This is a genomic window from Flexistipes sp., from assembly GCF_036172515.1.
Taxonomy (GTDB): Bacteria; Chrysiogenota; Deferribacteres; order Deferribacterales; family Flexistipitaceae; genus Flexistipes.
This window is the reverse complement of sequence record NZ_JAXKVW010000004.1, coordinates 12,450-33,834: the sequence shown is the minus strand read 5'-3', so window position 1 is coordinate 33,834 and position 21,385 is coordinate 12,450. Positions and strand designations below refer to the sequence as shown.

At 39.0% G+C, this 21,385-nt stretch carries 18 protein-coding genes; 3 read left to right on the top strand and 15 right to left on the bottom strand.

The window, feature by feature from the left end; genetic code table 11:
• From UMU13_RS04290 to UMU13_RS04265, 6 genes are all read right to left on the bottom strand, one after another.
• Positions 1–1,269 carry a DUF2318 domain-containing protein gene (locus tag UMU13_RS04290; RefSeq protein WP_328217354.1) on the bottom strand — a complete coding sequence of 423 codons (1,269 nt, stop codon included), beginning with the start codon at positions 1,267–1,269 and terminating at the stop codon, positions 1–3.
• A 98-nt stretch (positions 1,270–1,367) separates the two neighbouring features.
• Entirely contained in the window at positions 1,368–1,913 is a 546-nt protein-coding gene (locus UMU13_RS04285; RefSeq protein ID WP_328217353.1) for an iron transporter, read from the bottom strand.
• Between the two features lie 37 nt (positions 1,914–1,950).
• Positions 1,951–3,153 (bottom strand): FTR1 family iron permease, encoded by a 1,203-nt coding sequence (locus tag UMU13_RS04280; protein WP_328217352.1) that lies wholly within the window; start codon positions 3,151–3,153, stop codon positions 1,951–1,953.
• 258 nt (positions 3,154–3,411) lie between these two features.
• On the bottom strand, positions 3,412–4,203 hold the full coding sequence (locus tag UMU13_RS04275) for a hypothetical protein (protein ID WP_328217351.1): 792 nt from the start codon (positions 4,201–4,203) through the stop codon (positions 3,412–3,414).
• A gap of 66 nt (positions 4,204–4,269) precedes the next feature.
• Positions 4,270–4,722 (bottom strand): PepSY domain-containing protein, encoded by a 453-nt coding sequence (locus UMU13_RS04270; RefSeq protein ID WP_328217350.1) that lies wholly within the window; start codon positions 4,720–4,722, stop codon positions 4,270–4,272.
• Positions 4,723–5,011: 289 nt separating this feature from the next.
• The gene (locus UMU13_RS04265; RefSeq protein WP_328217349.1) at positions 5,012–5,482 is read right to left on the bottom strand and encodes a hypothetical protein; all 471 of its coding nucleotides are present in this window, start codon (positions 5,480–5,482) and stop codon (positions 5,012–5,014) included.
• A gap of 232 nt (positions 5,483–5,714) precedes the next feature.
• Here UMU13_RS04265 and UMU13_RS04260 point away from each other — a divergent pair, with 232 nt between their 5' ends.
• From UMU13_RS04260 to UMU13_RS04250, 3 genes are all read left to right on the top strand, one after another.
• Complete coding sequence (locus UMU13_RS04260; protein ID WP_328217348.1) at positions 5,715–6,965, top strand: MFS transporter; 1,251 nt, start codon at positions 5,715–5,717, stop codon at positions 6,963–6,965.
• 246 nt (positions 6,966–7,211) lie between these two features.
• Positions 7,212–7,679, top strand: coding sequence for a GNAT family N-acetyltransferase (locus tag UMU13_RS04255; protein ID WP_328217528.1), 468 nt, complete (start codon positions 7,212–7,214; stop codon positions 7,677–7,679).
• A 191-nt stretch (positions 7,680–7,870) separates the two neighbouring features.
• Entirely contained in the window at positions 7,871–8,311 is a 441-nt protein-coding gene (locus UMU13_RS04250) for a host attachment protein (protein WP_328217347.1), read from the top strand.
• Between the two features lie 271 nt (positions 8,312–8,582).
• Here UMU13_RS04250 and UMU13_RS04245 read toward each other — a convergent pair whose 3' ends face one another.
• The 9 genes from UMU13_RS04245 to UMU13_RS04205 form a co-directional block, all read right to left on the bottom strand.
• A complete protein-coding gene (locus tag UMU13_RS04245) occupies positions 8,583–9,479 on the bottom strand; it encodes a radical SAM protein (protein WP_328217345.1) in 897 nt (298 codons plus the stop codon).
• A gap of 65 nt (positions 9,480–9,544) precedes the next feature.
• Positions 9,545–10,330: an MBL fold metallo-hydrolase gene (locus UMU13_RS04240; RefSeq protein WP_328217344.1), complete on the bottom strand. Its 786-nt coding sequence runs from the start codon at positions 10,328–10,330 to the stop codon at positions 9,545–9,547.
• 128 nt (positions 10,331–10,458) lie between these two features.
• Positions 10,459–11,025 (bottom strand): phosphatase PAP2 family protein, encoded by a 567-nt coding sequence (locus tag UMU13_RS04235; protein WP_328217343.1) that lies wholly within the window; start codon positions 11,023–11,025, stop codon positions 10,459–10,461.
• Positions 11,026–11,115: 90 nt separating this feature from the next.
• Positions 11,116–11,733 carry a CDP-alcohol phosphatidyltransferase family protein gene (locus UMU13_RS04230; RefSeq protein ID WP_328217342.1) on the bottom strand — a complete coding sequence of 206 codons (618 nt, stop codon included), beginning with the start codon at positions 11,731–11,733 and terminating at the stop codon, positions 11,116–11,118.
• 121 nt (positions 11,734–11,854) lie between these two features.
• Positions 11,855–13,777: a response regulator gene (locus UMU13_RS04225; protein WP_328217341.1), complete on the bottom strand. Its 1,923-nt coding sequence runs from the start codon at positions 13,775–13,777 to the stop codon at positions 11,855–11,857.
• Positions 13,778–13,803: 26 nt separating this feature from the next.
• Positions 13,804–14,250 carry a response regulator gene (locus UMU13_RS04220; protein WP_328217340.1) on the bottom strand — a complete coding sequence of 149 codons (447 nt, stop codon included), beginning with the start codon at positions 14,248–14,250 and terminating at the stop codon, positions 13,804–13,806.
• Positions 14,251–14,286: 36 nt separating this feature from the next.
• Positions 14,287–16,872: a transporter substrate-binding domain-containing protein gene (locus tag UMU13_RS04215; RefSeq protein ID WP_328217339.1), complete on the bottom strand. Its 2,586-nt coding sequence runs from the start codon at positions 16,870–16,872 to the stop codon at positions 14,287–14,289.
• Positions 16,869–18,542: a PAS domain S-box protein gene (locus UMU13_RS04210; protein WP_328217338.1), complete on the bottom strand. Its 1,674-nt coding sequence runs from the start codon at positions 18,540–18,542 to the stop codon at positions 16,869–16,871. The genes UMU13_RS04215 and UMU13_RS04210 overlap by 4 nt, the downstream gene beginning before the upstream one ends.
• A 243-nt stretch (positions 18,543–18,785) precedes the next feature.
• Positions 18,786–21,059 (bottom strand): PAS domain S-box protein, encoded by a 2,274-nt coding sequence (locus UMU13_RS04205; protein ID WP_328217337.1) that lies wholly within the window; start codon positions 21,057–21,059, stop codon positions 18,786–18,788.
• Between the last annotated feature and the right edge of the window lie 326 nt (positions 21,060–21,385).

Genomic DNA, 21,385 nt, shown 5'->3' with positions numbered 1-21,385 from the left:
CTAACCCCTGAAAATGTCTTCTTTTTTAAGCAGTTCTTTTTTGGTTATATATATTTTTCCGTTCTCTACCCGAAAATTAATAGGTATGGGATTACAACCGCCGGGAAAGCCTATTGTTGCTTTGTTCATAAGCACATCACAACGTCTGCAGATTACATTGTTTTCCTGCTGATAATAACCTGCAGCACCGCATATATCACAGGCATCATAAACTACCCCGTATGCATCTTCAGTTTTTCTTATTATAAAAAATTTAATGATAACATCTTCCTTCGTTTCATAGGAGAATCTATGCAGTTTTCCGTCATTAACTTTTTCTTTATCTATTTCAAATACGCCATCCACAGGCTTTAAAGGTACAGCGGGTACTAAGCTGACAGTGCGGTTCATGGAAATATAATTCGCTGAAAGTATTAAAATAAAAACACCTGCCAGAGTTGCCGGAAATTTTATCCAGAAAACTCTCTTCTTTTTCCGTGCCTTGATTTTACGGATTTCAGCTCTGTTCAGACCTTCATAACCAATATGATCACCTGTTTTTATAAACAAATTCAAAATTAAGATCACTCCCGTGGCAAACAGAAAAAAGTATGAAAACAGACCGATATTATTGTAGAAAGGTGCCACACCACTGATAAGAGAAGGGGTTGAAGGTAGAATCCCAACAAAAATCAACCCGTATACAGCCATTATGGAAAGTTTGCCAAGATATATAAAATTTACAGTCAACAATAAGCGTCTGCTCAGATCATTTGGTGATCTCCGGAGAAAATTGATAAGTGCAAACAAAAACAATATTAGCAGCAGAATGCCCGTGATTACTCCGCAGTATATGAGAAACTGTTTGGTATCAAATCCGGATGTCTGCATTGTATCTAAAGAAATTTTTGAAGGAACTCTGAATATGTGGGTTTCGTATAACACCCCAAGATAAAGGCAGTAAGCAAATATTAAAACTTTCTGAATAAAATTATCATTTGTTTGCCCGTTTTCACTTACACCGTATTTCTGATAAACAGCCCATAATATTATTATTACCGTCAACAGAAATCCGGTAAAAGTAAAAAAGACTTCTGTCTCTTTTTCAATACTTAAATGCTTTAATGTATAAACAAGAGAAAAACTGAACAGTAAACCAGCTGTTAGAGCGTAGAAAACTGCTTTCCCGGCATTCTTTATTTTAGTGTGTTTCAAATAACCAACCAAAAATCCGATAAGAATTACTGCATCCATCCCGGATAAAATAGTCAGTGCCATTCCTTTAATCATCTACAACCTTCCTGTAACAAAAGATATTTTCCTCGGTCTCATCTATAAAAACTATTAAATCAGGCAGGGGAGGGGAGTCCCCCCTGCCTGAAAAAATTTTAGAACTTACCTGTGTAAGTAAATTCCCACTCAAGAACAATCGGCTTTTTCCAAAAGCGTGTCTTATCAACCCCTGTGATTTTATCTGCATGCAACACAAGCCCCTGCTTTTCAGGTGAATATATGAAATAAGTCAGCTTATAATTGCCTAAGCCCATCATCTTGACATTGGCTCCGTAATGAGGTCCGTCACTTGCTATCATCGGCATAAATGTGCCTTCCTGTGTTTTTCCATTGTCCAGATTTTCCAGTTTATACTCAACTTTCAAATAAGGCACAAAGGAGCCAAATGGAAAACCGTATGGATTTTTCATCAGTGCGGTAACATCCGCTTCAAGGTGAATATCCGATTCTGCCGCTGATAATCCGGATTTACCGGCAGGCTCCATCTCTGCTGCCTGAAAATATACAGCGGCAACTTGCATTTTGTTTACCTCTTTAGGCTCACCCGCAGGATATTCCTTAAATGCGTAGGAATTTGAGTAACTCACCATTACAGCAAATGCTGCAACAGCTAATGTTAAAAATGTTTTTTTGATGCTCATGTTAAACCTCCGTTAATTTTTTATTGAACAAGCCTTTTCAGGCCTTTGCTCTTTTTGGTATAAAGTTGTACATGACAGCAAATATGCCTGCCGCAATTATTATCGACTGCAAAATTACAGTCTGATAGGTGGGATAAACACCCAGCCACCCTATTGTCGGAAAACCGTTTAACGCTGTTGCCCCTATAACTCCAGATTCCTGAAGCTCACGAACACCCTGACCGGCAAAGACAAATGCCAGATAATAGAGAAGAGCGCTCGTACCCAGAAAAAATGGTTTGAGAGGCAGTTTCAAACTGGTTCTTTCAATCACAAGAAACATTACAACTAACCCTGCACAGCCAATCAGGAAGCCAAGTGCAATCATTCCGTAAGCAGACGGATCGGTATCGGCTACCAAAGCCTGATAAAACAGCACTGTTTCTGCTCCCTCTCTGTATACGGCCAAAAACACGGCAAACCAAAGAGCCCACAGGTTGCCGGTTTTAAGAGAGTTCTCAACTTTACCCTCTATATATTTCTGCCACTTTTTTGCTTCCACTTTGCTTATAAGCCAGTAACTTACGAAGAACAGAACTGCAGTTGCCAGCAGCATCGTTATACCTTCCAGAAGTTCCTGTCCTAAGCCGCTGATATCCAGCACATATTCAAACAAAAAGGCGGTTACTATACTGGCACCTATCGCAGCGGCTGTGCTGTTGTAGACAATTTTGGTTTTCTCCTTATTTCCGGATTTTATTAGATAGGCAAGAATTGCACTTATAATAAGAATTGCTTCAAAACCCTCCCTGAGAATTATAAGGAGTGAATACAGCAGCTTTTGGAACGGACTCTGCTCTTTTCTGGGAGCAAGCTCATTAAGCTGAGCTGAATAAGTGTTTAAGTCCTTTATCAACAACCCGGCCATTTCCGCCACTTCCTGCTGAGATGCACCTTTATCCATAAGCTTTTTAATTTCGCCGAACATATATTCGACTTTAAAAGCAGTCTGCCCACCGATATTTGCCTGAATAGCCTGCTCCATCTCCTCTTCCTCAAAAACCCTGAAATATGCATCAGTAATATTTTGCTTTGCTGCCTTAACATTACCCTTATTGTATTCTTCCAAACCATTATCCACATATTCCTTGATTTCAGATGTCACATCATTCCATGACCCGGCTGCTTCTGCAGTAGAAAATGAGACAACGAAAAATAATGCTGTTAACACCGCTAAAAATATTTTGCTTTTTACAATCATACAAACCTCCTGCAATTAAATCCCTACGTAACTTGTATGCATTTAAGTTAGAAGCTTCTAACATCTAAACCCAAGGGTGTCAAGAAAAAACTTAGTTTTTTCTAACTTTTTGTTTTAACCATATTTATCATAGAGATACAGCATTAGAAAATGATATGACTTTAAGTTTTTCGGAAGGATATTGTCGGCTGATAAACAAAGAGGGCAAGCATCACTTACCCTCTTTTGAGAAATTGTTTATGAATAATTGAGTGGGTACTAGTTACTCATTCCCATTCCCGGCATACCGTTGATAGGAAAATTATCACGCATCATTCCCATTCCGGGTTGAAAATTGTCATCAGTAAAATTGTCCCAGCCTACATTTTGGTGCATATAAGTGAAACCGTTCATCATCTCTTCTCTCATGTTGGTGCTGTTGTCTGAAGAGAAGTAATAACCCATATATTCTCCCATTCTCAATGAAGTATCTACCATATTTTGGTAAGAAGGATTGTCATAGCTTTTTTCTACAAAATCTTCAAATATCGCCTGATGGGATGGTAATCCAAACTCTTCCATCACTTTATTTCGAGCTTCTTCGAAAGTCATATTGTCATTATTCATATAGTACCAGTGAAGAGAGGTAAAAGGTGACACTACCCTCATTGAATCATTATCGAGAGAAACCATGGTAATATTATCCGTTAAATACTGTCCCAAGCCGTCATCAAAAGTAACTCCCGCTGTACCTTTTGCCACAACCGGATGACCGAATGAGTCATTGTCCAGATTCTCAAATTTGTATTGACCATATGCATCAGTAGTAACCAAAGGCTCATTTTCATCATGTTCAAAATTACCATTGAAGTCCATAAACACCTCAGCACCTTGCCAATAACCGTCAATAACCACACCTGACAAAGAACCGCTTGAGCTTTGTGTGCCATCATTTGTCCCTAAATTCTGTGTTGAATCACCTGAAGAACCGGAACCACCGCCACAAGCCGCGACAATAAACAGTGTCATAGCTGCTGTTGCTGTATAAAGTATTTTTCTTATTAAACTCATAAAATTACCTCCTGTAAATTTTTCTTTTAATATTTGAAGCAAGCAGAAATAGATCAAAGCCCTCTTCTACTGCTGCCTAAAATTTCCTGCAGGGAAAGGCCCCATAACATAACCAAACGGGTTAACCCTGAGCAGAAAACGATTTCCATTATCATCTTCTACTGTAAATTCATGAATAGATCTTCTTGCTACCGAAACTTGTTCCTGATCTACAATTTTGAACCCTTTGAGGTTATTCTTCATAAAGCTGGTTACTTTACCTTTCGCTTCATCTTTACCAATTTGTCCACTTTGCTGATTGCCATAGGTGTAAGGTCCCTGGCAATTGTAGCCCGGCATAACACCTCTTCCGTAGGCCGGTGCGCCTTGGGGTTGACCATAATATCCACCCATCATTCCTCCGGGATGTTCGTAACCGTGCATTCCACCTTGATAGCCTCTTGGCATACCGGGGCCATAAGCTATCGCAACGCTGACACCAAGTGCCAGGATTCCTAAAATGATTGCTGTTTTTTTCATATAGTTTCTCCTATAAAATTATTTAGTAATCTATAAAGCACAGAACATGCCAAAATATGAACTTATCTTAATATATTGATATACAATGAAAACTATATTTTCTGCTTTTATCAGGTGTGAAAGATTTTCTCATGAATGTAGAATATTCTACAAGTATAATGAATGGTACTGTTTTTAGGTTTATAAATAATTTGATATGGTTGTGAATAAAAAATCTTTGATTGAAGAAGAAAAAGTCTCTATATAATGTCGATAAACAAAAAAGTATTTCTGCAAGATACTTTAGCGATTAACCACTGACAATCTTATTTTTTTGTGCCTGGATATTTTTTAAAAAATCATTGATATCAATTTTCAGTTTATCAAGTACCTTTTTTTGTTTATCATTATAAGGGATAAAATATTCATAAACACGACGTTCCAATATAGAATTTTCAAGGTCATGGCAAAGTGAAAGGGCTTTAATTTCATTTAATTCATTATTCCGCAGCTGATCTTTTATATCCTGAATGCTCTCCATAAACGTATACAAAGTGTACGTTTTGGTCTTTTTTTCATCAAAGCCCATTTTTTCCTGTTTAGCCTGGTCACACAACTCTTCAATCTGTTGGAGCCTGTACAGCTTTTCCTCTGACAAGCTGCTCCAGAATTCCTCATTTTGATAAAATTTCTCCGAAATCTCCTTGTAAAGTTCAGAAAGTGCAAGCTCTTTGTCTTTCAGCAAATCCAGAATCTTTTGCTGGTAATCCTTTAATGGCATAAAGATACCCTCTCAAACAGTTTAAAACTCATTTTTATATAATTATACCACAAAAAAATAACAATATGCTCTTTTGAAAAAAATATATTCAGTTTATTTAAATTTTCCTCCTTTCCTTTACTCAATGTTTCAAGACACCTATTGCAAATGCATAGACAGATTGTCATTTGTGAATTAACATAAAGATACATATACCGTAATCAAAATTTTACAGTAAACAGGAATCTGCGGAATGAAAGATGAGAAAAAGGCAATCTGGGGATGGGCTTTTTACGACTGGGCAAACAGTGCATTCGCCACTACCGTTATGGCGGGGTTTTTCCCGTTATTTTTCAAAAAGTTCTGGGCTGTTAATCTCAGTTTCCAGAAAAGTACATTCTATCTTGGTACAGCCAACTCTCTTTCTGCAGTCATAATAGCTGTACTTGCGCCATTTTTGGGAGCCGCTGCAGATAAGGGGAGTATGAAAAAGAAGATGCTCATCTGTTTCGCATTTCTGGGAATAGTAAACACCTTCTCTCTTTTCGCTGTATCCGAAGGAGAGTGGCTGCCGGCTCTCCTTTTTTATTTCACAGCATACGCTGGATTCGCCGGAGGCAATCTGTTTTACGATTCCCTTATTACCGATGTTGCTTCAATTAAAAAAAGGGATGTCGTTTCATCACTGGGTTTTGCCCTCGGTTACATCGGTGGTGGGATCTTATTTCTTACAAATGTTTTAATGTATTTGAAACCGTCGTTTTTCGGAATTCCTGACAGTACAACCGCTGTTCGGATTGCATTTATATCCGTTGCCTGCTGGTGGGCTGTTTTTACTATTCCTTTAATTCTTTTTGTTAAGGAACCGAAAAACGAAATTCATATATCCCTCATCGGCTCATTTCACTCAGGGTGGAAACAGCTTAAAGATACGTTTATACATATAAAGCAGTACAAGCAGGTGGTACTTTTCCTTATAGCATACTGGTTCTATATAGACGGCGTTTACACAATCATAAAAATGGCAGTGGATTACGGTGCAAGCATGAATTTTCCTTCTGAATCCCTCATTAAAGCTTTGCTGCTGGTGCAGTTTGTGGCATTCCCGGCAGCACTTATTTACGGATGGATCGGGATCAGAATAGGTGTAAAAAAAGCCCTCCTCACAGGAATTATTGCATACTGTTTTATCACAGTTTTCGGATTTTTTATGCAGGAGATTTGGCAGTTTTATACAATAGCAGTGTTGGTCGGGCTTTTTCAGGGAGGTATACAGGCATTAAGCAGGAGCTTTTTTGCCCGGTTGATTCCTGATGATAAATCGGGAGAATTTTTCGGGTTCTACAATATGCTGGGAAAGTTTGCAGCCGTATTGGGTCCCTTTATGATGGGATTAGTTGCTCTATTCAGCGGGAGTAACCGTTACAGTATTCTTTCTTTAATCATACTGTTCGCAGCGGGAGCACTTATTCTTACAAGGGTTGACAGCGGCCGGACTACTTAATACATATTCTTATATTATTCCTGCTACTCTCCCATTTTTTAAGAGTTATGACAATAGCGCAACGTTATTGTTGAGATGGTGAAGGGGGAAAATAGAGAAATAGGGAGATAGAGAAATGGTAAAATAGATAAACAAAATATCATATATAAAAACATCCTATGGAGACCCAAATGCATGAAATAAGAATAACAAAAGGCTATATCCCTGGATCTATAGGCAGAGTTGTAGAGCTGCACGGAAGTTACTATTACCAAAACTGGGATTATAGGCAGAGTTGTAGAGCTGCACGGAAGTTACTATTACCAAAACTGGGATTTCGGCGTTTTCTTCGAGTCAAAAATAGCCCGGGAGCTTGCCGAGTTTATAGACCGCTATGATGAAAACAGAGACGGATTCTGGAATGCTGTCTCAAACAGCCGCATCGAAGGTTCAATAACAATAGACGGAATTGACGCTGAAAGCAAAGGGGCACATCTCCGTTGGTTTATTATGTCAGGTGTTCTGAGAGGTAAAGGAACAGGCGGCAAGCTAATGGAAAAAGCTATTACATTCTGCCAGCAAAAACGTTATCCCAAAATTTATTTATGGACGTTCAGAGGCTTAAATGCTGCCCGGCATCTTTATGAAAAATTCGGTTTCACCCTTGTTAGTGAACATGAAGATGAAGGATGGGGTACAAAAGTTTATGCCCAGAAATTTGAGCTGCTGCTCTGAAAATATATTATACTAATCCCACATATTCTGTCTGCTTAAATAATCAACTTATCCGTCACTTACATCTTTCAGCCATATTTTATTTATAGCATTGTAAATTCATTGAAAATGATATGGCAAATGAAAGGAGAACATATTATAATATAAGTGTGGAGCAGTTCTTTAACAGTTAATTGTCAAAAGGAGGCACTATGTCCGAAATAATTATTGTAACGGACGCAGGATACTTCGAAGCTTATGAAGTAATTGAAGAAATCATGGAATCTCCGAGACTGGAAATGATCAAAAAATTTGCGAACGTTGATGCAAGGACTAAATTCAGCGAAAAAGTTACAGATCAAGCCGGACGTTTCGGAAGAGATCAGGGCGGAGGCAATGTGGTGAAAAGCTACGGAGAACCGCATAACCTTGAACAGGAAATCGAAAAAAATGTTATCAAAACAATTGTCGAGGAAATCAACAAAATAATCAACAAACATAAACCGAAAAAATGGTATCTGGCTGCTGAAAAAACTATAAACAACCGTATTGTTGAGCAGCTGGATGACAATGTCAGAGATTCTCTGGCAAAAAATGTAAAAGCAGATCTTACAAAAAAAGGAAAGAAGGATCTGCTGTCATATTTTAAATAAGTTGGAGGTATTTAGAGGTAGTTGAGGTAATTAAAAGTATTTGAGGTGCCAGCCGCGCACACAAAATTTTACCTTGGTTATTTTACGAAAGACACTATAAAAATTATGATACTAAAGATTGTATTAGATTGAAGATTTGTGCGCCTGGTATTAGAGGTAGATAAAGTTTGTTGGGATGGGACCTAAATACTATTTCATCATTTTTCCATCCCGCTACTTCTCTATTTCACTAAAAAAGTTACATTTCCAAACAAGTACTTAAATATTAAGGTCAAATTAAAATTCTTCTTATCCCTGCAGCCAACGTTTGTTTATAAGCTTTGGTAAATTCCTCCGGAGTGATTCTTCTTCCAATTAGACTATCTCCCGCAGCTTCTCCACAGGGAAAATACTGATCCATAAGATTAACATACGCATCAGTGGATACCTCCTCAGCCAAAAATTTCATAATATTGCCTGTCCCTGCTGCCCCTTCCGGCATAATAAGATGTCTCACCAAAACTCCTTTTACAGCAATATTTTCTTCGTTAATATGCAGATCACCCACCTGTCTGTGCATTTGAATTACCGCTTTGGCAGCATAATCCCGGTAATTACCTGCATTGCAGTATCTCATAGCTATTTCATTATCCCAGAATTTGAAATCGGGCAGATAAATATCTATAACACCTTCAATTAACTCAAGTGTCTCAGGGTTTTCATAACCCCTGCAATTATAGACCAGAGGAATATTCAGCCCCTTTTCAACAGCCGGAATCAAAGCCTCGATTATTTGAGGAATAACATGTGTGGGGGTTACAAAATTTATATTATGGCAGCCGGCACTCTGCAGATCCAACATCATTGAAGCCAGCTGCAAAGGAGAAACTTCCCGCCCGTAGTTCAAATGACTGATTTCATAGTTCTGACAGAAACTGCACAGCAAATTGCAGGAGCTGAAGAAGATCGTTCCTGAGCCGTATCTGCCTGTCAAAGAAGGCTCTTCACCAAAATGAGGATTAGATGAAGCAACCTTTGCTTGCCTGCCGGTACCGCAGTAACCTATTTCATCTTTCAGACGGTTAACTTTACATTTGCGGGGACAGAGGGTACAGCACCCCAGGACTTTTAACAAATCATCTTTGATTTTTTGCAGTTCTCCTGATTCATGTAACATTATGTAATTCATTGGCAATGCCGTTTATTAAAAACCCATCTATGTTTCCTTCTCAATATTTACAACTAAGAGCAGTTCTATTCAGAAGGTATAGTATATATATTTCGGTCAAATAGATCGATGCCGCACTGCAGATTGTCCACCCAATCGATGAACCTGTTAACCATCTCTTTACCTTTAAAATATTTACGCCCGTGTTGAGGAATAATCATTTCAATGTCCAGATCTCTAACCATATTAGCCCACAATTTACACACTTTATTGGAAGCTATATATCTTCTATGAAATCCTTCCATAAACCTAACATGCTCGTCAAAATCTTCAACAGGTTCAAATTCAGCAGTAAAAGGGAAAATCGATGTTCCCATATCACCAGAAAAAAGTATTTTTGAGGTAGTATCATACATATGCACATTCCCGGCGGAATGGAGAAAATGAGCAGGGAGAAGTATAAATTCTGAATCATTCAAGTTAATTCTCATCCCCTCCTCAGGTATAGGTGTAAAAAAATCCTTTTCAAGGCTCTGTCTGCAAAAGTGAGGGATAAATCGGACCCATAACTGAGGTACATAAGCCACAGCATTTGAAAAAATCATCCAGTAGTTTATTCCGGCACCGGTGTCCGGATCCTGGTGCGAAATAACAATTTTCTTAACCTTTCTGGGAAATATGAATTTGGAGATTTCTTTGTGCAGCGGTTGAAAAACCTTGGCTCCTCCCGGATCAAACAAAAGTCCCTGATCCCCATTAACAATGAGAAACTGATTCGACTGAACGTCCTCCATGTCAACTTCACCTTCATTCAGTATATCGTCGAAAACTATGCACCTGTGGGTGCCATTGTCAAAAATAATTCTGGACATACAACCCCCTTCGATTAAATTAACCTATATTAATATAATATCTCCTCATATTGATATATTCAACATTTATACAAAATTTTTTAAAATTAATTTAATTTAAAGTTTGGTTGTTTTGGATTTAAAATTCATCAATAAGAAAGCCATAATATACCAAAGGCAGTCCCCAGAAGGCTCCCGGCCCACACATCTGAAAAATAGTGTACACCCAGCCTCAATCTGCCCAAGCTCACTATAAGCGCCAAAATAAAAGCAAGTGAAGTCACCAGAAAATTAAAATGTGAAACAAATAAAGCGGCCACTGCCAGAAACCATATACGACATGCATCGCCGCTTGGAAAACTCCCGTCAGACGGTCTTTTCCGCTGCCGGAGAAAAACGCCTGTTAAGCTTAAAAAAGGACGGGGGCGTTTAATGTATATTTTAACAAGCCTTTCCGTCAAAGACATCACAATTGCGGATGCCAGCAAATACACTCCCTTGGACGGAACTGCAAAAGCAAACAACAAGATTACAGCCGTAAACCACCACTTGGTACCCAAAGGATAAAACATTTGAAAAAGAAAATCAGCCTTGTCCAGTTTTTTTGATTGATTTATTTTCAGAAACAATTTTTTATCTATTTCATATACACAGCCCACTTTGTAAAGCAGACCTCCGGCTAATCCCGCAGTTATTATCATCAAACCTGCAGCCATATGCATTACCCCTTAACCAATTTTGATTCATTTTTTCAAATGAATCGAAATTTACTAATCTGATAGTAGCCAAATATTTATAAATTTAATTTATTCAGGTGAACCAATTTTAAATGCCAGCTTAAAACCGTTTAAAATAATGGGGAGTCCCCTGACTATACACAAAAATACTGCAAACCAAGAAACACCTCTGAAAAAAATATGCACATTGTACAGCAGAAGTTCATCAGACCGGCCAAAATTTTGCATTTTCAAAGCCAAAACAAGCGTAAGCCCGCTGAATGCAACCACTTTGGATACTCCGTATACCGCCCTCATCCACCGTGATGCCACAAGGAATTTTGCCCAAAACAAACTGTGCTGCTTAAACGGTGCAGTCCCTTCTTTAACACCCAGACTTCTGAAGGCATCTGTTAAAACCGTTCGTATGACAACAACCAGCGGAATAAAAATCGAGATAAGATTCATATCGGCAAAAATGAACCACAAGACCAATTCGTAAATCCTGTCCACAGCAATATCAAGCACACTGCCAACAAGGGAGGTCTGACCAAGTTTCCTTGCAGCCATCCCGTCCAGCATATCCATAGCCATAAACAAAATTATAAGTAAAACGGCAGTGAAAATCAAAGTGGAGTTTTGTGAATACAGCAGATAAAGATAAAGAAAAAGCAATGGAATGCGGGATGCTGTAATGATATTCGCCATATCCACCTCTTAAAATTCATTTCCCGTCTGCTCCGGGGGAAAAATGACATAACAAATTGTGATAACCAATTTTCTCGTCGAAACTGCCAGTTTTAAAAACTAAAATCCTTCCGGTGTTTCATTATCTCCCATCAAGAATTTCTCTTATTTTCATTTCCAAATCATTCATTTTGAAGGGCTTCTGAATAAAATTAACGTTATCCTCAAATAAGCCGTGCTGCCCGATTACATTGGACGTATATCCCGACATGAATAAAACCTTTGCATTCGGGTAAAGTTTAGTTATTTTATCCGACATCTTTTTGCCGTCCATATCCGGCATTACCACATCAGTAACCACAATATCTATGTCACCCCTGTATTCTTCCGCAATTTGCAAAGCTTCCAGAGGATTATTTGAAGTTAATAAATTATAACCAAGAGTTTCAAGCATCTTTTCGGCTATCCTCAGAATCGCCTCTTCATCTTCTACAATCAGTACCGTCTCCCCTTTACTCTCAGAAGGTGCAGCCTTTTGTATTTCCTCTGTTTTCTCCACCCTTCCTGATTCACATTTCAGGTAAATCTTAAATGTGGTGCCCTCACCTATTTCGCTGTAAACATTAACAAATCCTCCGTTCTGCTTCACAATACCGTAAACCGTTGAAAGTCCCAGTCCTGTACCTTCACCGGCTCCTTTGGTGGTAAAGAAAGGTTCAAAAATATTCTCCACCGTGCTTTTATCCATTCCGCATCCGTTGTCACTGACAGCAAGCATTGCAAATTCCCCCGGCAGAAAACCGGGATTTGTTTTGGCGTAGCTTTCATCAATTGATACACAATTTGTTTCTATAGTAATCTTACCTGAATCACCGATTGCATCTCTTGCATTTATACATAAATTCGCCAGAATCTGGTGCAGCTGCGAAGGATCCATTTTTACCGGACACACACCGGAATCAGGCAGCCATATAAGCTCTATACTTTCACCAATAAGCCGCTGAAGCATACTTATCATTTCATCAATCGAATTATTTAAATCCAGGACTTTCGGATTGCTGGACTGTTTTCTGGCAAAGGCTAAAAGCTGGCTGGTGATTTCATTGGAGCGCTCTCCGGCTTTCTTGATTTCTTTTATATAACCTGCCAACTCACTTGAAGGGTCCAGCTCCATTAATGCAAGCTCACAATAATTCAAAATTACGGTAAGTATATTATTGTAATCATGGGCAATCCCTCCTGCCAGGCGGCCTATGGACTCCATCTTCTGTGACTGTCTCAGCTGATTTTCCAACCTTTTCTGCTCGGTAATATCATGAATGATAGAATGAATATAAACTTTACCGCCAATTTGCACGTGACTGCTGAAAACCTCCACATCAACCATATCGCCATTGGCTTTAAAGTGTCTCAGTTGGAAGTTATTTTTACTCCCTTTCACCACTTTGGTAATATTTTTTCTGACTTCTTCTTCACCGATATCATTAATATCCGTGACCTTCATACTTTCCAGTTTTTCAATAGGCCAGCCGTAAAATTCCGAAGCTGCCTTGTTTGCCTCGTAAATATCCAGTGTTTCCGGATCTATTATAAGCTTTACAGCAGAATGGTTATAAAAAAGGTTTCTGAATTTCTCTTCACTCTCTATCAGAGAATTTTCCATCTTCTTTTTTTCCACAAGTGCCTGCTTTTTATTTAAAGCTTCTTTAACAGCAAATGGCAGCCGTGCAATATGCTCCTTTATCACATAATCGTCTGCTCCGGCTTTCATACAGGCGACAGCAGTCTCTTCATTCATGGAGCCGGTAAAAATTACAAAGGGGAAAAATTTATCTGTAGCTTTGGCAATATTCAGTGCGGTCATACCGTCAAAAGAAGGCATTGAATAGTCGGAAACTATTATATCCGGATCAAATTCTTCCAACTCTCTGCGAAAATCTTCTTCCGTATCCACAACTTTGTAAGTAAAATCCAATCCTTCTTTTTTCAGTTTGCGTTTAGCAATATCAACATCTGTTGGAACATCTTCAGCAAACAGGATTTTAACAGGTTGATTAATATCCATTCATTTCTCCTAATCAATTTTGCTTATTAATAAGGACGCTGATTCAGCAGAAGCCAGTAAAATCCCAAGTCCTTGACTGTATTAACAAATTTATCAAAATCCACAGGTTTGACAATATAGCTGTTTACTCCCAGTTTATAGCTCTCCACGATATCCGATTCTTCTTTTGAGGATGTGAGAACAACTACCGGGATAACCTTTGTATTTTCGTCCCCTTTAATCTCTCTTAAAACTTCCAGTCCGTCCACCTTGGGCAATTTAAGATCAAGAAGAATTATTTTAGGGAGATTCTTCTCCGCTCTCTCGACAAATTTACCTTTTGTAAAAATAAAATTGAGAGCTTCTTCTCCATCTTCAACAACAAAAATACTGTTAGCCAACTTATTCTTTTTAAATGCTCTCAATGCCATCTCTACGTCATTGGGGTTATCCTCAACCAGTAATATTTCCACCACATCATTGATGTTCTGCATATATGCCTCCTTGTGACACTAAAAAAACAAAAATCTTTAACTCTTCGACGATTTGTCAGAACGGCGCATGGAAAAATAGAAAGCAGCTCCCTTATTTACTTCACTTTCAGCCCAAATTTCGCCGCCGTGCCTGTGAACTATCCTCTGCACAACGGCTAAGCCAACACCTGTTCCCTCAAATTCATTATCCTTATGCAATCTTTGGAAAACACCGAACAACTTATCTTTATATTTCGGGTTAAATCCTGCTCCTTCGTCTTTTATATAATATATGACTTCATCATTATTTTCGCGACACCCGATTTCAATTCTTTTATTTTCGGATTTTGAACTGTACTTCAGTGCATTGCCTATCAAATTCTGCCACAGCTGCCCCAGCAGATTTTCATCGCCCACGGCAGGCGGAAGTTCACTGACATTGAATACAAATTCCTGTTTTTCTTCATCCGTTGCAATTTCATCATATTTGGATTTTGCCAGTGTGTACATATCTACTTCTTCAAAACTCATTTCTGCTCTTGATATACGTGACAAATTCAAAATATCAGCAATCAAGGCATCCATCTTTTCAGCATTCTGCCTGATTACAGAAAGCTGTCTCTTCCCCTCTTCATCAAGTTTATCCCAGTAATCTTCCATAAGAAAACCAGAAAAACCGTTTATTGCCCTGAGCGGAGCCCTTAAATCGTGTGAAACCGAATAAGCAAAAGCCTCCAGCTCTTTGTTGGATAACTCAAGCTTTCTCCTTTCTTCCTGCAGTTCAGCCGTGATACTGTTTAAATCTTCCACCATATAAAGCATAGCTTTCTGACTCTTGTTTAGTTTCTCCACTTTATCCTTCAGTTCTGCAGTTCTTTCCTCCACCTGCCTTTCCAGATCATCTTTCAGATTTCTCAACTCTTGCTCAGCCTCTTTACGCTGCGTTATATCCCAAAATGTGACCACACATCCGATAATTTCGCCATCCTGCCTGATTGGATAAGAAAAATATTCCACCTGAAAATTTGTTCCGTCATACTTCCACATTACTTCATCGTCAGCGTGTGTCCCTTTACCGGCCTTAAAAGCCTGAAAAATCTTGCACTCTGACTCCGGATATTCAGAACCGTCCGCCCTGGTATGGTGTGCAAGCTCATGCATATTTTTCCCGATTACCTGATTTTTATTATCGAATCCCAGCAACTCTAAAGCTGAAGTGTTACAAAACGTGCATCTACCCTCCAGGTCGATACCGTAGATTCCTTCAGCAGTTGAATTCAGAAGCAGGTTTATACGCTCTCCTCTTTCTTTAATTTCATCATTAATCAGCTTCATTTCCGTTACATCCAGAAGATTTCCATAAACACGCACCAACCTGCCATTATCAATTTCCGGAAGCCCTCTCAGCCTGACCCATTTCTTCTCATTATCCGCCGATACTAACTTTGCCTGGAGTTCATAAGGTTTTCCTGTTTCCAGCGTATTGGTAAACGCTTGAATTATCTGTTTTTTATATTCCGGATAATAAAAATCAGTATTCTTTTTGTAATCGGAAGGGTCATATTCCCCACGCCTCAAGCCGTATATATTGTACATACCTTCCGTCCAGTTTATGGTGCCTGTTTGAACATCGTACTCCCAACCGCCTACTTTGGAAATTTTTTCCATTTCATTAAGCAGCAGTTTCTGCTTTCGCAGCTGTTCAAGTGTATTTTTATGTCTGGATATCTCCTCTTTTAAACTTTTCGTGCGCCTTCTCACCTCTTTTCTTAAAACTATAATCCATATAACCGACATAATTAAAAAAAGCGGGATAAAAACATAAACGGCTATTCTGGCAACATCTTTTGCCGTTACACCTTCTTCTGCAGCCGGTCCGAACCATTTGAGGCGTATCTTTTCATAGGTATCGTTTGCAATAATAATGGAAAGCCCTTCATTCAGTCTGGAAAGAAGGGTACTGTTTCCTTCCTGCACGGCAAAACAGAAATCCTGACGGAACTCCTGAATCTGAAAATCAAGCGGCTTTACAGAGTCCAGCCCCATTTTATCCAACAGATGAAGCCCCATAACCCTGTGCGTTATCACTGCATCATACTGCCCGGCGGCAAGATTTCTGAAGGCTTCTTCAAAAGTCTTTGTGGTATAAATTTCATTGGAAATATTTTCCCGGCGGACAAATTCCTCGGCGTTATCCCCCTTCATAACCGCAATTTCTTTGTTTTTAAGATCTTCTGCCGAATTTATGCCTTTGGTTCCCTCCCTTACAAAGACAGCTCCGTGCATGGAAAGATAAGGCATTGTAAAATCAAATATCTTCTCCCTTTCCGGCGTTCTTCCCACAAGGGGCAGGGCATCCAGCTTTCCTTCAGCAAGATCACGCTTTATTTTGCTCCATATGCCTATTTTTATATTTACCTTTAAGTCAACGGCTGCAGCAGCAGCTTTAAAAAGATCGACGGAAAAACCCACTGCATTACCGTTTTCATCGATCATACAGTAGGGCGGATAATCAGGCTCTGAGCCTATCGTAATGGTATCGAATGTTAAAGTATTCTTCTTATCGATTTCAGCTTGATGGGCAAAAGAATCGAATGAAATAACAAACAAAAACAGTAAAATCAAAAGTATTCTATACTTCATTTACGATCATTTTCCCATTTCAGCCTTTTTATCTCTTCTCTCAATTCTTTCATACGCAGCTCCCTGTTTACCGTTGCCTCGTGGAAACGCTCAAGCTCAGCCACCCTCTCCTGCAGCTCTTTTGTTTTCTCTTCCACTTGTTTTTCCAGATTGTCTTTCAGTTTTCTCAATTCATCCTCAGCTGTTTTCCTTTGAGAAATATCCCTGACAAACACCAGTGCTCCTTGTTTGCCCTCATATATAATAGGCTCACCGGCTGTCTCCACCCACACTTCACTGCCGTCCACTCTGATAAACCGCAGCTCCAGCAGCTCGTGAACGGTTTTGCGCCCTTCGTTCAATGCACGTATTCTTTCAATAACTTTCTCATGATAGTCCGGATGAAATCTGTCCATTACAGGCTTTCCGATAAGTTCCTCCGGTGACTTGATACCAAATAAACGGCATGCCGCCGGATTCAGATAAGAAAATTTCTTATCCGTTTGTATAAAAATGGGATCGGGTGCCCCTTCCACAATATTACGAAAACGCTCTTCACTCTCTTTTAGTTTTTTCTCCCTTTTGATACGCTCACTCACATCCCTGATTAAGCCGATAAAACCCGTCACATTGTTATGGGCATCCTTCAGATAAAAAACACCTGTTTCACCGGGAAAAACTGACCCGTCCTTTCTTTTATAATTCACCGTATAATTAAACGGCTTATCACCATAGTGTGATTTAATAGCTTCACCGAGCTCTTCAAACTGCTGCATGTTTTCATAGACATAAAAGGTTTTCTCCCCTTTTATCTCCTCCAAAGAATAGCCGAAAATATCCGTAAAAGCTTTATTGCAGTCAATGATATTTCTGTCATTATCTGCAATCAGTATCGCATCCCTGATACTGTGAAAAAGCGCCCTGAATTTCTGTTCACTCTCCAGTATAGCTTTCTCAGCTCTCTTTTCCTCGGTAATATCCTCCATCGCTGCCATTATACCGATAATTTTATTCTTTTCGTCCCTTATAGGCGCTGTGGAAAGCCTGCAGTCAAATATTGTACCGTCTTTTCTCCTGCGCCTGAGTTCCACTCCCACTATCGACTCACCGGAAATAATGCGTTTCACAAGAGTTCTGAACTCATTTTCTTTTTCAGAAGGCACAATAGGGAGTGTTTCCCCAATAACTTCCTCCGCACGCCAGCCGAACATTTTTTCAGCAGCTCTGTTCCACGACAAAACCACACCCTTATCATCCAGCCCGTAAACGGCCAGAGGCATACATTCAACAATAGCTTCCCTTAAACCGTGGCTCCGGTCAAAAAATTCTCCCGAATGAATAACCTTGCTGTTGATTTCCAGAATGCGTCTTACACGGAAAAGCAGTTCATCTTTATCAAGAGGGGTTGTTATAACCTCATCAATATATTTTTTAATATCATTTCTCAAAAACTCAGCTTCATTTAAATTTATTACAAGCAAAACGGGGAGGTATTGGCTTTCCTCGTTACGTCTTAATTGCTGCAATATTTCTTTATGTTTTGATAAAAAGTCGCTGTCGGTTATACAAAGGTCGTATTCTTTACCCGTTGCTTGACTATCAAACGGACATATCTCATACCTGTCTGTCAAAATTTCTTTAATAGAAGAAAAATTTTTTTTATCATCTACTGCCAATAAAATCCGCTTCATAGTTCCTCTCACCGCATCCGGGAAGTAAGGCTTTAGAGTAAAATGCCTTTTCCCGGACATTTAAAAATCTAAGTACTTGGTTAAAAGTGGGACTTTGCTAATTTGTTGAGTGGTGTATTGGTTGATTTGTATACTGGTGAAGTGGAAATTGTTTTGAAATATTTTGCTTACTTTACTACTAAAACTGTAGCATGTCCACATCAAGCCATCCCCAACCTTTTCAACCACCTCAACTACCCATAATTAATCCCAATCATCAAAATCCGCAGCCGGCAGATACAGGATAAATGTAGAACCTTTACCCGGCTCCGATTCAACTTTTATACAACCATGATGTTTCTTCATAATAGAATATGCTGTGGAGAGTCCCAGCCCTGAACCGAATTTTTTTGTGGTAAAAAAAGGATCAAATATTTTATCAAGATTCTCCCTTTCAATCCCTTTTCCTTCATCTGAAAAACTTATTTTAATATAATCCCCGGACTCAAGCTCGGCAACGTAATTGTCATTGATTGGGACATTTTCCATTTTAACCGTTAATGTTCCGCCTTGTGGCATAGCTTCCTTTGCATTCACCACAATACCTGTAACAACCTGTTGAAACTGATTTTTATCCACTTCAGCTTTCCACAGATCATCTTCTTTTTCTATTTCTGCCCTCACATTGCTGCCTGACAGATCAAACTCCACCAGCTCTTTCACAAGTTCTCCCACATTAAAAACCTTTTTTACCGGCTCGCCTCCTTTGGAAAAAGTCAAAAGTTTGTTGGAAAGACTGGTAGCTCTATCCATTGCCGTTTCTGCAGAATTCAGAGATTCTATAGCAGGGTGGTTTGCGGGAAGTTTCATTTTTGCTAAGGAAATATTACCGAACAGCGCCATAAAAAGGTTGTTAAAATCATGAGCAATACCGGCAGCCAGTGTTCCAAGACTTTCAAGTTTCTGAGCTTTGTTCATCTCCTCTTCCATCTTTTTACGCTCGGAAATATCCCTAACTATGCTTAATACTGCTGTATCATTACCGTATTCTATAAAGCGGGAATTGACCTCCACCGGAAATACAGAGCCGTCTTTTCTTCTGTGAACCGCTTCAAAAGTGTATTCTCCATCTTCTTTTATTTTTCTGATTCTCTTAAAAGCAAGATGAACGGTATCCGGTGAATCGATATCCAGTACCGACAATTTCAACATCTCTTCTCTGCTGTAACCCATACGCTCACAGGCTACATCGTTTATTTCAAGGATATTGCCCTTTAAATCGTGAATAAATATTGAATCCGCAGAATTATTGAAAATATCCCTGAACTTTTTTTCACTTCTTCTCAGCTTTTCCTCAGTTTCTTTTCTTTCGGTGATATCATTGACACTACCGAGAAAATAAGACGGATTGCCGTAGGAATCCCTGATAAGATTGGCATCCAGAATACCGTAAACAATTTGTCCGGACTTATGAATAAATTTCTTTTCCATTCTGTAGTGTTCTATTTTACCCTCAGCCAGCAAACGTTGCTTCTCCAGGTTTTCTTCCAACACTTCAGGGTGCGTAATCTCCCTCAGATGCATACCTATCAATTCAGCTTCCGTATAGCCCAGCATACTGCAATAAGCCTCATTTGCATTTTCTATTATAAAGTCCAGAGAAACTCTGACAACACCGGTTGGTAAATGCTCATAAATCTGACGGAAACGGTTTTCACTCTCAATCAGATCTTCCCACATTTTATAACTTTCGCTTACATCCCGGAATACCAGAACAACACCGTTTACGTTCCCCGATTCATCCACTACAGGTGAAGCCGAATCAGCTATCTGATATTCACAGCCGTCTTTTGAAATTAACTTGGTATTATTAGCCAAACCCACCACAGAACCTGTCTGCAAAACTTTATTCACCGGATTCTCAACCTTTTTACCGCTATAAGCGTTCACAATGTTAAAGACTTCATCAAACGGTTTATTAGTAACCTCCGATAAGGTCCAACCCGTTAAAGATTCGGCGACAGGGTTCATCTGAACAATAGCACCCTTTGTATCTGTTACAATAACAGCATCTCCTATGGAATTAAGGATGAGTCTGAAATTTTTTTCTCTTTCCCGCAAAGATTTGACAGTCCGGTTTCTCTCAATATATTTTCCGAGCATATCTGCAATATTATTAAGCAGTTTACGCTCGTATACTAGAAAAGGGCCTTCATCAGCCTCCGGCATTTTTTGCAAATAAAATATCTCCAAACAACCTACCCGTTGATTTTCAACCAAAATATCCGCTTCCTGTTTCCATTGTGTAGTATTAAAATTTGCAGATTTAAATTCTTTTTCCCCTACAACAAGCCGTGCACAGGCCAATTCCGGGTACTGCCAGCCTTCTGGTAAATAATCCACTACAGATTGCAACGTATCTTCAGTATTTGAGCTCTTTTTATTTATTAATTCAGAAATATGATAAAGGCAGTTAAGTTCTTTAACTCTTTCCTGAAGCTCTCTTTTTGTTTTTTCAATACCGTCATCCCGCTTCATCGCTGCCCCTTTAGGCAATTAATCTCTTATTTTAATTTTAACATATCGTACTGAATTCCAAAAGATTTACTTGCATAAAAATCCAAACCACTCATCCACTATTCCAATAAGCTACTCATCCATTTCAACTCCCTCAAACTCAATCTTTTCCTCTACCTCTACCTCTACCTTTACCTTGTCAATTCACTATTTCTCTATTAAATCGGCATAGCTATTTAAAAAATGGGAGAGAAACAAGATATTTCTTATTGACAAATAAACAGTGAAATAGGTTACAATAAGATTATATTTTAAATTTATAAGATAATTACTTACGATGAGACAAG